Annotated in this window: 13 protein-coding genes; 7 read left to right on the forward strand and 6 right to left on the reverse strand. The window is 56.7% G+C overall.

The window, feature by feature from the left end; all coding sequences use genetic code 11:
- Positions 1-26: 26 nt before the first annotated feature.
- Complete coding sequence (locus tag PMI42_RS13525) at positions 27-635, reverse strand: flavoprotein (RefSeq protein ID WP_008134924.1); 609 nt, start codon at positions 633-635, stop codon at positions 27-29.
- Between the two features lie 82 nt (positions 636-717).
- On the opposite strand from PMI42_RS13525, the gene PMI42_RS13530 reads away from it, so the two are divergent.
- The 7 genes from PMI42_RS13530 to PMI42_RS13555 all read left to right on the forward strand — a co-directional run bounded on the left by PMI42_RS13530 (position 718) and on the right by PMI42_RS13555 (position 8779).
- On the forward strand, positions 718-1845 hold the full coding sequence (locus PMI42_RS13530; RefSeq protein ID WP_008134926.1) for a nucleotidyltransferase family protein: 1128 nt from the start codon (positions 718-720) through the stop codon (positions 1843-1845).
- 28 nt (positions 1846-1873) lie between these two features.
- Entirely contained in the window at positions 1874-2365 is a 492-nt protein-coding gene (locus PMI42_RS13535; protein ID WP_008134927.1) for a hypothetical protein, read from the forward strand.
- 25 nt (positions 2366-2390) lie between these two features.
- Positions 2391-2717: a hypothetical protein gene (locus PMI42_RS39135; protein ID WP_157195748.1), complete on the forward strand. Its 327-nt coding sequence runs from the start codon at positions 2391-2393 to the stop codon at positions 2715-2717.
- Between the two features lie 541 nt (positions 2718-3258).
- Positions 3259-5424 (forward strand): hypothetical protein, encoded by a 2166-nt coding sequence (locus tag PMI42_RS13540; RefSeq protein ID WP_035965581.1) that lies wholly within the window; start codon positions 3259-3261, stop codon positions 5422-5424.
- Complete coding sequence (locus PMI42_RS13545) at positions 5421-7013, forward strand: phosphotransferase (RefSeq protein WP_008134931.1); 1593 nt, start codon at positions 5421-5423, stop codon at positions 7011-7013. Before PMI42_RS13540 ends, PMI42_RS13545 begins: the two co-directional genes overlap by 4 nt.
- 121 nt (positions 7014-7134) lie before the next feature.
- Positions 7135-7602: a hypothetical protein gene (locus tag PMI42_RS13550; RefSeq protein ID WP_008134933.1), complete on the forward strand. Its 468-nt coding sequence runs from the start codon at positions 7135-7137 to the stop codon at positions 7600-7602.
- A gap of 97 nt (positions 7603-7699) precedes the next feature.
- Complete coding sequence (locus PMI42_RS13555) at positions 7700-8779, forward strand: DUF3800 domain-containing protein (protein WP_240535238.1); 1080 nt, start codon at positions 7700-7702, stop codon at positions 8777-8779.
- A 42-nt stretch (positions 8780-8821) separates the two neighbouring features.
- Here the strand turns inward: PMI42_RS13555 and PMI42_RS13560 are convergent, their stop codons facing one another.
- From PMI42_RS13560 to PMI42_RS13575, 5 genes are all read right to left on the reverse strand, one after another.
- Complete coding sequence (locus PMI42_RS13560; RefSeq protein ID WP_008134935.1) at positions 8822-10042, reverse strand: abortive infection family protein; 1221 nt, start codon at positions 10040-10042, stop codon at positions 8822-8824.
- Between the two features lie 294 nt (positions 10043-10336).
- Positions 10337-10522, reverse strand: a complete 186-nt coding sequence (locus PMI42_RS40595) for a DUF1612 domain-containing protein (protein ID WP_249762020.1) — start codon at positions 10520-10522, stop codon at positions 10337-10339.
- A gap of 252 nt (positions 10523-10774) precedes the next feature.
- On the reverse strand, positions 10775-11068 hold the full coding sequence (locus tag PMI42_RS13565; RefSeq protein ID WP_008134936.1) for a DCL family protein: 294 nt from the start codon (positions 11066-11068) through the stop codon (positions 10775-10777).
- Positions 11069-11087: 19 nt separating this feature from the next.
- Positions 11088-13694 (reverse strand): DEAD/DEAH box helicase, encoded by a 2607-nt coding sequence (locus PMI42_RS13570; RefSeq protein ID WP_008134937.1) that lies wholly within the window; start codon positions 13692-13694, stop codon positions 11088-11090.
- Positions 13691-14605, reverse strand: a complete 915-nt coding sequence (locus PMI42_RS13575; protein WP_008134938.1) for a HamA C-terminal domain-containing protein — start codon at positions 14603-14605, stop codon at positions 13691-13693. Before PMI42_RS13575 ends, PMI42_RS13570 begins: the two co-directional genes overlap by 4 nt.
- Positions 14606-15189: the final 584 nt, after the last annotated feature.

The raw sequence follows: 15189 nt of genomic DNA on the forward strand, positions 1-15189 counted from the left end.
TTGGATTCGTGAGGAACCTGCATGCATCAACTGTCCTGGAAGCTTTCCTCGCGCCTTTGACTGAGGATAGCTGCCAGCGTGTGGTACAGAGTTGGCATGTCGATCATGCCGCCATAAACCTCATGACCGGTCGCGACTTCAATCCCCTCGATCGGATCGATAACGTGATATCCCGCGTCGCGCAGCAGTGCGACGTTGCTCGTCACCAGGCGATTGCGCCACATCGTTTCGTTCATGCTCGGCACAAAGACCACCGGCGTCGAGTCCGGCGTTGCGCAGATCAGGGTCGAAAGGAAATCGTCACACGCGGCGCGCGCGCAGCTCGCAAGAATTCGCGCGGACGCGGGCATGACCAAGACCAGATCAGCCGATCGCGAGAGAGTGATGTGCGGCACGCGCTTGTCGTTCCACATATCCTCGTCCGTCAACGCGGGCTGGCCGCTTATCGCAGAAACCGCCAGTGGCGTCAGGAAACGCAGAGCTCCCCGCGTCATAACGACGTTCACTTCATCAGCAACCAAGGCGCGAAGGGTCTGCAGTCTCGGCGGCATCCAACTGGCCGCCACGGCGCCCGTTATGCCAAGCACCAAGTTCTTGCAGAGTCTGGCACGGGCGTGAGGCGAAAGATCGGTCATGACATGCGTCTCCTGCCGCAAATCATAAATCGCGCTGGGCCGCTTTGCCAATTGCTGTTTGTCAAAAGAACTTAGGACCATCATGGCCGCGCTTCTTCTGCCTCTGCTCGACGTGGACGTGATTGGTATCGGCCTTGCGGGCTCGTGGAAGCGGTATCCTGGCTGGTTTGCAGAGGCCTTGTTGCGCGCTGTACAGTCCGATGCGGATGCGCTGGTGGCGGTATCGCATCAGCGGAATCAGATCGGACTGCTGGATAGAGCGCTCGAACGACTTGCGCTTAGACCGCATTTGCCACAATCGGCTAGGGCGCGAATCGAGGACGAACTCCTCGCGATTAACTTGGTTCAGGATGTGATCCTGGGCGAGATGACTAAGCTTGATCATCTTTTCGGCCTGCTAGAAATCAAACCAACGTATCTGAAGGGCGTCTCTTGCGCGCGCTATTACGAGCGGATGTCCGACCGCCCATTCAATGATGTCGACGTCTTGGTCGAACGCTGTGATGCATTGCGCGCTTATGCCGCGCTCATGGATTTGGGGTTCAAGCAAGGCAGGTTCAACAAGCGCACTGCTCTATTTGAGCCGGGACACGAACATCCGACCCTCGACGATCCGACCGCTTACGAGCTGCCCAAGCTTACGCGTATGGTTCAGGTCGATCTTCTGGATTCTTCGTTGCGCGGACGACTTTCAAGCAACCGCGTCGCTCATGTGGGTGAGGGCCTGCAGGTTCCTTTGCCCGTCGAAATTCATTTCGGGCTGGAGGCGGACGGCCGTTTCCCTTTGGAAACGCGTGATCTTGGCCTGGCTTTTCTGCCGAACGGCCGTGATCTCGTGCCCGAGGTGCAACTCGCTTACTTGGCCTACAAGACCTACACCGATATTATTTTGCTCGGCGCGCGGTCCGGCTTGAAAATTGTTGCAGATGTTGTACGATTTATAGAATGCAACCAAGGGGAGTTTCCTTGGCGCGGCTTGATTGATCGCTGGCATCAGAGAGGACTGTGCGCGCCGTTGCGCTACGTTCTTGCTGCGGCAAAAGAGATTTATTGTTGCGACATTCCGCTCGGCGGATGTGCCTGCGACCAAACGGCCAACGAACTCGGCGATGTGACGCATGGAACGCCGCTCGACGTCGGTGATTTCCTCCCCTTCCTGTCCAGCCGCCGTGTGAGCTTTACTTTTAGACCGGAAGCAGACTTTTGTTGAACTCGGTTCATGCCCAATGGAGAGCACCATGGCAACTTCGGCAAAGTTTCTTGTTCAAGTCGCACACGCCGTAACGGAGGATGTAAAGGAAATCGTAAAGTCTGCCGGCGCCAAGGTTGTGGAGGGCGCCGACGATCTAGTCGCTTTGGTTGACGATGTGGCCTACGCGAAGTTGAAGGAAGCAAAGGGCCTTCAAGTTGAGCGGGTGCAATGGCTTGGCTCGATGGCCGATCCTGGGGGGCGGCCGACCGATCAGTCGCTCTATCCCCGTCATATGCCGCTGACGGATCGGCAGGTGGCCAAGCTGCACGAGGATGGCGCGCGGCTATATCGCGTTTCCGGCATGTCCGAAGAGACATTGAAGGCAGTTGCCTCCAAGCTTCAGCCCGGCGCCTCGCTTGAGCTCGCGAAGCGGGCCGGTCCATTGCACGGCGACCAGCGCGAACTGACGGTCAAGGCCAACGACCAAGGTATCCTGGGCCTGCTGGCGGCCAACGGCGCTCAGGTATCAGTCTGCTGAGACGATCTGGACTACGGTTTATTTGATGGGCCCGAAGCCCAGCAGCTATGCCTATGTCGATGTGCGGCCGCGTAGTGAAGTGACGGGCGTGCTTCTCGGCTCGCCCTCCTCTGTTGCGGGCAAGCCCGGCAACGAGCCTGCGTATCGTGAAATCTCCGTCCTTCCGCTGCTGCGAGAGCCGGACCACCTGCTCGTCCGCATTGGCCTTCGGCTTGTAGCTACCGAGCTGACCAGGAGCAACGCTACCGACAGGTCAGCACCTGACTGGGATAATTACAGCGATATTTCAATGACATACAAGTTTGCAATTTGTCCTGAATGGCGCACCAACTTCCCACCAATCAGAGCATAACCGCGAACTACGGCGGTGAATATCTAAACTGCCGATCGAATAGGGACAGACCGCAAAGTACTGCGCAGGTCGTGATCGTCTCCAATGGAAGGGTCGCTATCGCCTATCGGCCATCCCGATGGGCTTTGAGGGCCAGTAGAATGGACCTGCCTCGATCCGGTTGGAGCAGTTGGTCAACCAGAGCCACCACCACGAGATATTTGATCACCGGGCGCGGGATCTTGCGGTTGACGCACTTTCCGTCCCGGTCCCCGTGACCGCCCACAGATGCGGCGGCGCAAACCCATTTCGTATCTCAAGTCGGAAACGCCGTCAGCAATGGCAATCGAATGCTGCTGCGGGCTCGCGGATGCGATCATTTCCGAAGGAGCCATGGTCCATCCGAACGCGACCCTGCGGGGCCGCTCCACGAAGTAGACACGCGATCACAGATCAGATTGCGATCCGACCGGGTCTCAAAATAACAGCAACATTCAGACGCTTGGAAACCTGCGATGGCCATCACGATTGGCCTTTACCTTGGCCTCAAGACCCCCCTAGATTGACGGATATTCGCGCACTGGTTGCGCATCAAAGCGAGTTTGACGTGGAAGATAGCCTGCAATCAATTTTGCATCTCCAAGATGAACTGCTCAGTTCAAACAAGATGTACATCGTCGACGAGGTGATTTCAGAAATCGCCCGAGCAATCCCGCAGGACGGAAAATTGTTATTCTATATGCGGCAGCCGCGCCATTTCTCCGATCCACATGCCGCCGAGACGCCTTATCTGCTCTTTCCTTATCTTGCGTTCGAGATCTGCGATGGAAAGGTTTGCAGATTCGGTCACAGAACCGATCTTCAGAAACGAGCTTTAGAGGTCGCGGAGGAATATACGGAAGAAGTTCTCTCCGAGAGCGCGGTCGTGCACTGGGTTCCGCACCCAGAAATCAGCCGGTTTTTCGTGGAGCAGGTGCGACGCACCTTTTTGGTATTCTACCACGTGAGCGGGTCCCGGGAGCACTTCATCGAAAGTGTTTCCAGACGGTTCGTACGCGAGTTTGTAAGGAGCAAGACGGGCCGCGAGATCATTGATTACGATCACCATTTCGGGGAAATCCGGCAGCGCCTAGGTATAGACATCTTGCTCGGGCTTCAAAAAAACCCGTTTTTGAAACTGGAGGACGTCCAAAAGATCGAAGATATCATCGATATCGACCGCGGCTCGTCCAAGGCGCTGAAAAGCATTTCGAAAAACAAGGACTTCCTAAAGGATCTCTTCGGTTCCATCGCACGGAAGTCCATCAACTACGGTTATATCAATAAGCCAAAGACCTATTATTGCATCAACACCCTGACCGAAGAGCACCTGTTCTTGGATCGCGGCAGTCAGGACACGGCTTTTCAGGTTGCTCGGCAAGCGGTTCTGATCTTCATAAAGGGTGGCGATCGGCTTAGTCTCGATGCGGTTCATAATGCGACGAAACTCATTTCAACGAGCTTGCGTGAGCAGGCATCTGCTGAACGAGAAGATCCGCTATTCAAAGTCATGAGGGCGTCGCAGGATGCGGAGGAGCGCCTCGGAACATCGCCAGTCGAGACCCGTGAGGCCCTTGAACGCGAAATCCGCAACATTCTGGAGCCGTTCCTTCGTGAAGTGATCCAAGCGAGCCAAGCCGAAAAAATAGCGGTCTGGCGCTTCGACCCCTTCAATAAGGAGTTCGTCGAGATCGCCTCGGTAGGCTTTCCATCGAGTTATCGCCACCTTACGATACCTCAGACGAACGACGTCTCGTTATGCGTCAAATCGTACGTCACGGATCAGCCGATATGGCAGGAGCATCGGGATCAGTATTCGGCCGAGACGGGCGAGCAGCCCCTCCTCACGAACGATATCGGCAAATTCAGCGATGCCACTCATGCGAGGCCGATCTGGGTGGGCAGCACCAAAAGCGCCGTGATCGAGTTTGCCTCGTCGCGCGCGAAGAGACTGGTCACTGAGGGACAATATTTCGAGCGCGTGTCGATCACATGTGGAGAAGTCATCCGCAGGATCGAGCTGGCCAATGACCGTTCGTGGCTATCGCGAATGTCCTACGTGCATGCAGCCCGTCATCGGATTGAAGCGATTATCAGAGAGATACAGGAGACGGATGAACAGCGGGCGGACCAGCTCCGTTCTCTCCTGTCCTCCTACTCGATTGTTCAAGACAGCGAAAACCGCTTCCGGAACGTCGATAATATCGATGAACTGGCGGATGCGATGGTAAGCGCGATGTCAACCGTGACCACCTCCCCACTCATGAGGGCTCTGTGCGAGAAGGTCAGTCAGCAAGGAAGCGAACATAATGCATCGCCGCGTTCCTACGGGCTCGTCCTGGAAATTCTCGACACCTTGGGCTCCAATGCCGGTCATTCACCTCTTCTGATCGAAGATGTGAGTGTCGAGACAGACTATGATGAGCCATCCAAAATCGCGACGATGAAGATCCTTTACAGGCCGAAAGCCGCGTTGCAGCAGGCTGTCCGCCTTTCCCAGGTCTGCATCTCACCGATCAAAGACAGCCGGTCGGCAACCTATCATTTCGGTCTGTTCTTGTTGGCCGCTCAATTGCGGATGGTCGGCGGCAGTGCGTCAGCCGCTCCCATGGTTGATGACGGATTCGGCAACTCGCTCTTCGGCGTGGCATTCTCCATTCCCCTGAACGACAGCGAAGGTGCAGTATGAAGCGTCACTTTCGAGTTTTGCTTGTTGAGGACGACCGCGATCGCAAGAACCGCTTTGTTGCGGTTTGGAAGGCTGCTTTCGCTGCCGCGGGTGTCGAAATCGACATTCAAGTCGAGGAAAACTTTGATGATATCGCCTCTCATCTGAAGAAGCGGCCTCATATCGCCGTCTTTGACAATGTCTTCGAAGTGCCCGGGGGAGGTCCAGGCAAGGCAAGGGATAATCTGGGCATAGAACAGATCAGCCGTCTGAAGCCCGATCACACCGACACCGTGTTCGCACTTTACAGCCTGGCGACCTTCAGTATTGACCAACTCGGGGTACGCATACCGAACCCAGATATGCTCATCACAAAGACGCATCTTTCCAATATTGAATACCAACACTACCTCGGAAGGACACTGGCATCGCGGGTACAACGCCTGCCATTCAAGAATCTAAGCTTCACCACGCCCTCCGTGCGACCTGAGTTTGCGGATGTCGAGCCAGAGCTCGCCTCGATCATCGAGCAGTGCATTGCAGGTTTCCTGAATGACGAGCTCGACGACGAAGTCATCGAGGTCCGTCTTCATAAACTGACCGGCGGGTTCTCGGGGTCAAGTGTATTCCGCTTGGAGTTCTTTGGGTCCACGCGCTACGAAAATATCCCGTTCGTCCTCAAGTTCAGCCGCAAGGCGAATGTTTCGAACGAGGCGACACGTTACAATTCTTTCGTGCGCCTGCAATTGTCGCACGATATGCGTGTTGATCTGATCGGTTATGGGGAGGCGGGAGAATGGGCGGGGGCCTGCTACGCGTTTGCCTTTGGGCGCGCTGATGGCGTGGTGACCCTTACCGATAAGCTCAAGGAGGGCGACGGGACTGCCGTTACAACGGCGGTTCAAAGGATCTTTTCGTCGAACACCACCGGTTGGTACACGCTGAAGAAAGCTAAGCCGCAAAGACTCGACGACTACTTCTCAAACTCCGAAGAATACAAGCTTTCGAAGGATGATAGGAGGTTGGCGGGATTGCGCGGCGTTCTTACGGAGGTGGGCGCCGAGGAAGGTGTGTCGAGCACCGTATCAACGGACGCAATCCGCTTCGGCACATTCGAGTGCGGATCACTACGCCGCACCCTTGCTAAAAAGGGGGCCGGAGAGATTGAATTGTGCTTCGGTCATGGCGATCTGAACGCGAATAATATCTTCATTGATGGTTCTGGTCGAAACCTTGCGATGATCGACTTTGAGTACTCTGGTCTCGACCACTGTTACAAAGACTTCGTATCACTCGAATCATCGATCCGACTTGAATTTAGAAAAACAGCGTTTCCGGACTTCAAGCTGATGGATCTCGTCGAAGTCGAGATGAAACTGTTCCGAGACCCCGATCAGGTCATTGCCGGGGCACCGGAATATGTCGAGCCGATCCGGGGGCTGCGAAAGGCAGCAGTCGCACGGTTTAGCAGGCCCTTGGCCCTAAATTACTTTGTCGCGGTCGGATTGCATTCGCTGAAGCTTCTGGGGGTCTCTGCAGGCTGGCGTCCTGACCAAAGGAAAGTTCTTGCGGCGGCTACGCTCGCTTCGGCGCGTTGTGCGGAAGGCTAGCCACTTCATGCCGGCCCCTCTAATCGCCTTTGTTTCTGCATCTGCAAAGGACCGGGTGATTTCTCGCTTGAGGTCTTGAAAAGGGCGCCATCCTCGTTAGTTTTCTCATTAGGAAAGACCAATGAGGATTTCGGATGGCAATGCTTTTGGCCGAAATACCGATCAGAGCATCAGAGGGGTTCTTGACGCTTTGGCCCCTTTCGTTGCGCCGGAGAACATCAAACTCTTCGACCCGGTTTCCTTGCCGGTTGTCCAAACCGACGAGCTCACCGAGCTCGCGCAGTCTGTCGCCGCCGCTGTTCGTCCGAAGCCGAGCCAACCGTTTCGCAAAGAGGCTTTGCGCAAGCTGCTCGGCGGACATGACACGTTCGGCGACCAACGCGGTGAGCCCGATCCCGCGCTCCGCAATGCCATAGGTGCGATCTCGAAAGCGCTGAAATCGGTCTTCTTTCATGATCAGGCAGTGCACCGCCTAGCAGCCCCGAAGAAAACGTATTTTCCCGACGGCTCATATCGCGGAACAGTTTACGTGGTAACGCCGCTCGGCGAGCGGGTGCGCGACCTGTTGAAAGCCGAGAAGGCAATCTGAGTCCCCTCTGTCATCCCGCGCTGGCGTTTCGTGCGCGATCCTGGCGTCGCGGATCTGCGAGAGGATTGAGCGGCGCGACAACGAAAGACGCAGAACAGTGTCAACAAGCTCGGATATTGAGTGCTTTCGCATCGACGAAAGCGGATACACGGGGTTCGATCTTCTCAACCTCGATCAGCGCTTCCAGGGCGCATCTGCCATTGCGATCAGCGACGATGACGCCGCTCGGCTGATAAAGCAGCACCTTCCGAGGCTGCAGGCGTCAGAACTCAAGTACCGCACGCTCTCGCGTCGACCGGCCAATCACCAGCCGCTGCTCGCTCTGCAACGGGATGTACTGTCGCATTTTAAAGCGGCGACTTACGTCTGCGATAAGCGCTTTCTATTGGTGCTTATGTTCGTGGATTATGCCGTTGAGCCCTTCTACTACGAGCGCGGTGTCGATTTTTATAAGGATGGGCAGAACTATGCGATGGCATCACTGCTCACGATGGCGGGGCCAACAATCTTCGGAGAAGCTGCGTTCGACGCCATGCTGGCAGCGTTCCAGCACGCCGCCAAGGCGAAGACACCAGAAGCTTTGATGGCCCTGGTCGATGCCGTGCGCGCGACCCGATGGCAAGAGCTGCCGGAGGCCTTAGGACCCCTTGCTAAATATGCCGCGCCAGAGTGTCTGGCGGCAATTGCGACGCCTGGCGTGAACACCGACGCTGCCCTTGTTGTCTTGCAGTCGCTCATCAATCGAATGGAAGTGATGGCCGAGGGTGCGTACCGGGTTGAACACGATCAATCGAAAAATCTGCTGACTTACCACGAGCTCCTTCAGCGCTTCATCGATCATGAGCAGAATGTCGAGTTTCGCCAGACGGAGATTGCGTTCCTAAAATTCCCGCTGAAGCTCACGGAAGTTACCCAGATCGACTCCAAGACAAGTCCTGCGGTCCAACTGGCCGACGTTATGATCGGCGCCGCGATTGAGGCGGCAAACACTATGACCGGGCTGAAATCCGGCGGTTTGGACCCAGATGCTCTGATGTCGCTCTACGCCGACAACCAATTTATTCATATGGTTCCATCACTCGACTTCGAGGAACAACGCCGTTTTCGGCAAGGGACCCAGGCGTCCGAGTTGATCGACTATTTCTCTGCAAACTTCGCAGGGCCAAGCAAGGTGTAAGCGCCCTTCATGAGTCGGTCCGACCTTGCCGAGGCACCGCGTTCAAGAACGCGTGTCGTTCTTTTTAGTCGAGCGGGGTTCATCCACGAGGCTGACGCCCTGCAGCGGTTGCGCGGCCGACTTTCCAGGTGCAGTAGCCTGGCGCGCCTCCCAAGTCGCAACAAGGAAGGTTGCCATGGCACCGGCCAGATTGACGGCCAGCTCGGCGTGGCGGGCTTGCGGGCGCGCGCGCTTCGGCCCAGGGCTGTGCGCATCGCCCAATTTATTCCGGAGCGCTCCGAGGGACTCGACCACCGACTGGCAGCTTCCCAGGATCTGTTTGAACACCTGCTCAGTATGATCGTCGGGCGCAAGCTTCAAAATCTTTGACAGCTTGCGATAGAGTACGGGCAGATCGTCGGCCTCCTGCCAGGTTTCTCCTGCCTGATTGAGGATCCATTTGCTCACATCCTCCAGCAGCGTGCGAGCCAGTGTGATCGCGCCGGCCGGCTCCGAAGTGCGTCGATCCAAGGCCATGCTCCATCGCGCATGAACTTGCGTCGGATCGAACATCTCCAGCGTTGCCGAAATACTCTCATCCGCGGGGGAGCCCTTTGGCACCGGGCGTACCGCATAAAAGGGGCTTCCGGAAATCCGTCCCGCCAAGGCCAACGTGTAGCCATCGTGCCGCAAAAACCCATCGATCTTCTCGGCCAGCTCAACCTGCTCGGTTCCTGAAAACGCATCTGGCGCCGTGACCGCGGCGAGGAATTTGAACAGCTGCGCCCGAGAGCAGGTCAGCAGGCCCAGCGTCTCTAGCACGTCGCGCTGGGGCAGATCATCGTTCCGGATGATGTGCCGATGCAGATAGTCCTCAAGAGAGGTCTCGGTGCTCGGGTGCGGCGCGCGCAGCGACGCGATCGGCCATATGCTGCGGATCAGCTCAATGTCGTCAATCTCTCGCGCTAGGGGACGACCGTCGAAGAGCGCGATTAGCCGGCGCCGGGTCAGCATCGTGACCGCTGGCTGCCCGATTTCATCAATCTTGGCCAGTTGTTCGCTAAGATGATAGTGGCTCTCGTCGGCGACAAGTTGGCGTGCGCTTGCGACCACGTGTTCGGCCGAGACCTCCATCAGACGCTTTGTGGCGTATTTGAACTTGCTGGCGAACGCCTCCTGATCGTCGCCATCGGCGAGGTTGAGGCGGCGGCACAGCGCGGGAACGTCATAGGCCTTGGCGTCAGCGATCGCGGACGCCAACAGTTGTCGGAGTTCCTTGATCATTGCGGGCGGCAAGGATGCGGGCATAGGGCGGGGCATTTTTCGTTTCGAATCGGCGGTCTTAAAAAATTCCCCAGCCTCGGTATCATCCCCATCCAGTCGCCTCACGCAATCCGCGCTTGCTGACGAGTTCCTTTTGCGGCGTGGGGTGATCTCCAGTGTCTCGGCGCTCATTGTCGCCGATACAATCGGACGCGTCAGCACGTAATCGAGCAGGGCCGGCAACCGAGACGTTGAGCGGCGCCCGTTGAGCTTGCGCTCGAGGAGGGCGCGCAGTCAACCAGCGGTCATGGTCTTCTAAGCCGGCTTCGGCCGCTGCCGTGATCGATTCGAGCTATACGGCCGTTGGGTCGCGTGATCGTGCAGCCGGCGCCTCTCGCGGGGGATCGTTTTAAGGCCGGCGTGCAGACACGGGAGGTAGCGACGCGTCTTGCGGCGCTCGCGCAGCACGGCCGCACCAAGCAGCCGACCGAGCAACGGCATGCGTCGCAAAGGTTCGATCCTTAGCCCAGGTTTCGGCAGCGATTGCGGCTGCGGGGACCGACGGCCGTATTATATAGTAATTTCAATGATATAAGAGTTCTTAATTTTATTCTGAATGGCGCACCATTTTCCCACCAATCAGAGCAAAGCCGCGAACTACTGCGATGAAGATCCAAACTGCCGGTCGCATAGGGACGGGCCGTAAAGTACTGGGCAGGTCGTGGATCGTCTCCAGCGGAGGGTCTTTATCGCTTAACCGCGGATACAGGCCTTGTATGAAAACTTTTCGCTGCTTCCATCGACGCGATTGACCCAGAAGCATTTTGAGCCGAAGTTCGCACTCCTGACGCTGAAATGAGTGATGCCAAGCCCCATCTTTGCAGTGGCATTCGGGTGGAGCGCCAGTGCGGCAAGAAGGACCTCGGCATCTCCCGTGCTGACTTTGTCTCCAACATCATACTTATGAAGCATCGCCTTCAAAAACGCGGCGGCATCCCCCTTCTTGCTGAAGTGAAGAGGGCCAATTGTAACCGGCTTTTTGACCATAAACGTCTCCGAATCAATATCAGGATGTTGACGCGGCGGCCCCTGCGCTGGCCTCAGGCAGCAGTTTGGCGCGAATCTCGCGAACGATGATGGCCGGAATGTCCATGCCCTCAAACTGCGCGTCGCGTTCTCTTACCCAAGCAATGCAATCTTCCTTGTTGAGGTCATCTCGCGCGATCTTTTCGTATAGCGCGACCGCACTCACGCGCGACAATCCGAGCTCGATCAGCGACAGTAAGGTCCGTGAAGAAACGCCGAATTCGAGCTGCGTTCCTATATCGACATCACCATCGATCAGGTCTTCCCGTCCTATTGCAGCTAGATGCATATTGAGTACGTCGACATAGGCGGACAAATACTTCGGCGCCCGAAACCGCGCGATTTGTTCGACCATCTCCATCGTGCTGCGGATCAGAACCGGCAGCTTGAATGATCGGCCGTTCCTACGGTGGTAGTCGATATTCCGCTCGATCATTCGAGACAGAGAGAAGCCCTTTAGCCATTGCACGACGATCAGAGCGTGAAGTGGAATGATCCCGTCTGGCGTGAACGCCGGAAACAAATACTGGTTGATCCGACGCATGATCGTCACGAAGCGATCATAGCTATCCTGGCTATCGACGGCGGCCGGCAATAGATTTTCGACATCACCTTTGTAATTGCGGAATGCCTCGAGGAGGCGCTGCATGCCCAAGGCGCTAACGCCCGGATGTCGGGCCGCAATATCTGCACCTACCGCGATCTGCGCGGCGATATTGGCAAGGCTCGCTTCAAGCCGCTCGATGATCGCCGGATTGTGGCGCTTGGCGAGGCTGGATTGTGCGATTGATCCCTGCCGTAAAAATGTAGCGAGCAGATATGAGGCGACCTGCTCGAATTGGTTGGGATCCTCGAACTCGGCTAAATCAGTTGTTGCTCGGCGGTCCAGATAATCCGCAAGGCTCTCTCCTTGCTCGATCACGGCGTCGCTTTCGCGCTTGATGGGGAACCGAGCCCGCTCGGGAACGCCATCAGGCCAAGCCTGTGCGTCCTGAGGATCAATGCAGATGATGTTTCCCTGGAATTCATCACCCCATCGGCCAGCACGGCCGGCAAGGTTCCAGAAATCGTGCGCTTCCATCGGATGTCCGACGCCCTTTCTTGGGCCGCGCAGCACAATGGTTCGGCAAGACAGATTGACGCCTTCGATGAGCGTCGAGGTGCAGACAAGGAATCGAATCTTGCCTGAGCGGAACAGCCGCTCAACCTCCGAGCGGATGAGTGACGGCATATTGCCGTAGTGAAAGGCTACGCCGCGCTCGACCAGCGGCGCGAGCCTGTAGCGTGGGTGAACGCCTTTGCGTGCCAAATCTGCAAGCTCAAGCAATTCAGGGTCAGATGGCACTTCCGGTATCAGCTGACTGATGAGATCGGCGATGTCTTCGGAATCGGAGGCGCGATTTGCGTAGACAAGTGTCCCGCCGCGCTCTCCAGCTGCAGCGGCGATGAATGCCAGCCTTTTCTTTAGCGAGCCCGGGCTGCTGCCGAGCTGGACCACACCAAGCGGCAACAAGGACGCGTGTTGGCGTGCCGACAATTTCCATAGTTTTGGCTTACGCGGCACCTGCTCGGCCACGATGAGATTTTGAAGCACGGTTGGAACGTCACTTTCAAACGACGCGGTGTGAGCTCCTTCCGGAGCGTCTGCAAGAAGCTCCTGCGGGTTTTGGGTGGCAGGACTGATGAAGACGAGCTTAAGCGTGCGATTGGAACGACTGGCGCGCTCTATGGCATCCTGAAGGATGACGCCGCGTTGATTGTCCCCGATCTTATGTGCCTCGTCGACAACGAGCAGGTCGACCTTGAAGGCGCCGCCAATGGCGTTAGCCAGCAGGTGCATGCGCTCCTGCGTCAATACAAAGATAGCGCGTGAACCGCCTTCGTGGGCTTTGTCGTGCTTTTCCCGTATCGGAAGCGACGAGACTTCTATGCCGCTGCGGGCTCCGAGCAGTGAGACCAGATTTGCTTCGATCTCAGCAACGAGCGCCCTTGTCGGCGCCAAATAGACAGCGACATGCATCTCGGTCGATCGGATTTGGTCGATCAGCCATTGTAAGACCAAGAACGTCTTACCGGATGCTGTCGGAGCGGATGCCGAAAGCCATTGGTAATTGTCAGCCTGGCTCCAGAAACGCTGTTGGAAGTCATTGACCTGAATCCATCGCCCACTGGATTGGACTAGAATCGACTGATCCATCTGGCGGTGCTGCGCTTCGATACGCAACGCCATCCCGAGCCGTCCCTCAACGTCGGCAGTGAGCAACCCGCGTTCGGTCGCGAGCGAAACTGCACGAAAATTTGATAACTTTCCTAAGAGAACCGCGCCGGAATCTTTGATGGCCTCATTGTCGGAGAGCGTGATTGCCGCAGTGGCGATACGAAGCGCTGCGTCTTGATAGGTCCGCTGATCCGACTGCGCGAGTATGCTTCCTGCCAACAAAAGCCGAGGCCAGTCGAATGAGGCTGCCTTGTCGGTGGGCGGTACAATATTGTCCAGTTCAGCCACGACAGTATGTAGGGTCAACTGATCGAGGGCCTCGCGCAGACCTTCAGCAACGAGCCAGCCTTGCAAATCGTTCAGGCTCATACGGTCTGCCCCATCGCCTTTAGGAACGCGGCCCGGAAGTCTTCGGCGGACGGCAGTGGAAGGCAAAATAGCTCGACTTCAACCTGCTCCAGTTTTTCTTTCTTCAGGCGCGTTCCGATCGTTGAGCTCCATTTCTTGAGTTCGATCCGCGCCGCTTCTTTCATTTCGTCCGCAATAGCTTGAGCTCTGCCGCCAGGATAGAAGGCAGCATCAAAGCCCACGAGGGCGACAGCGCAATATTTAACGCGTTTGGACATTGGCGACATCTTATCGAAGTAGCGTTTGAGCGCCTCGGTCAACGCCGGATCGCTCAAATCAGCCTTGTCGCTCAAGAGAATGAGGTCGCGCTCCCGTCCAGCGTCTTCGTGCTCCGGCTCGATCAGGAAAGGCGCAACCGACGCCAGACAGTCTTTGATGGCGGTGGCCGCATCTTTGTAGATTTTAGATTCGCCCCAATAAAGCTTCAGCATCCCTTCAGGGGTGACGCTGGCATAGACACCGTCGGCACCGTGATAGTGCATGCGCGAGTCAGTTTTCAGATCCATCTTGCATAGGACCTGAGGCAGTTTGAGAAACCGCTCCGCCAGCAAGAAGAGCAGCATCTCACCGCCTTCGCCAGTCTTAGCAAGGTCTGTGAACGAACGGCGGGCCTGTTCGACGAGCGCCGTGACGGCCTCGGTGCTATTGAATTTGGTGTCGCGTGCCTTTGCCTTGGCGAGTTGCGAACGCGGGATCGCGTAATCGGCAACTGCATTGCGCATGAATTCCGCGAGACGATGCGGCTGTACCCGCCCGTTGCCGTCGACAGTGAGGCAGTGACAGTGAATTTTGACCTGGTATCCGTCGATGACGACGTCTCGGTCAACGAGCGACAGATGAACATCCAGAGCTTCGGGGTCGCCGGAGAGCACAGCTGCCAGATCGGCTGCGGTGATGCTTGACAGAAACGCCTCCTCTCCTCGTTCCGTGGTGTTCGTTGTCGCGGCCTCAAAGTTTAAGCGAGGTTAGGCGGCACAGGACGCTGTGGTCCCATCGAGCTTACGGCAATAGACCCGTCCGATATCGCATTGGTTGGTTCGGTCGTGAAGGGGCAATTTATACGAGTGCACAAAAAACCTCAGGATTGGAAGGGCTTAGCCCGGACCGAACCGGCCGCCTTCCAGCTCCACGGTAATTCAAACAACTAGCTGCGTGATGCATCCCGGGACGGTGAGAAGCCTTCACGGGTCAATAGGCTGGAAATTATATTGATATGTCAATAATATAGGAGTTCGTAATTTTATTCTGAATGGCGCACCATTCCAGCCGTACGACGGTCCTTTCCAGCAGATCGCGCCAAAGCACCGCGCAATTCCTCGGCCCTCGCGGCAAGACGAGCAGCCAGCTATTCGCTGCTCCTCGTCCTGAACGCGAAAACCGACCCACCGCCGAACGCGCGTTCGACGATGGGCCGTTCCGGGTGGATGCCGCGAAACGCGTATCGCGCCACAGACCA

The organism is Bradyrhizobium sp. YR681, assembly GCF_000282615.1.
GTDB lineage: Bacteria > Pseudomonadota > Alphaproteobacteria > Rhizobiales > Xanthobacteraceae > Bradyrhizobium.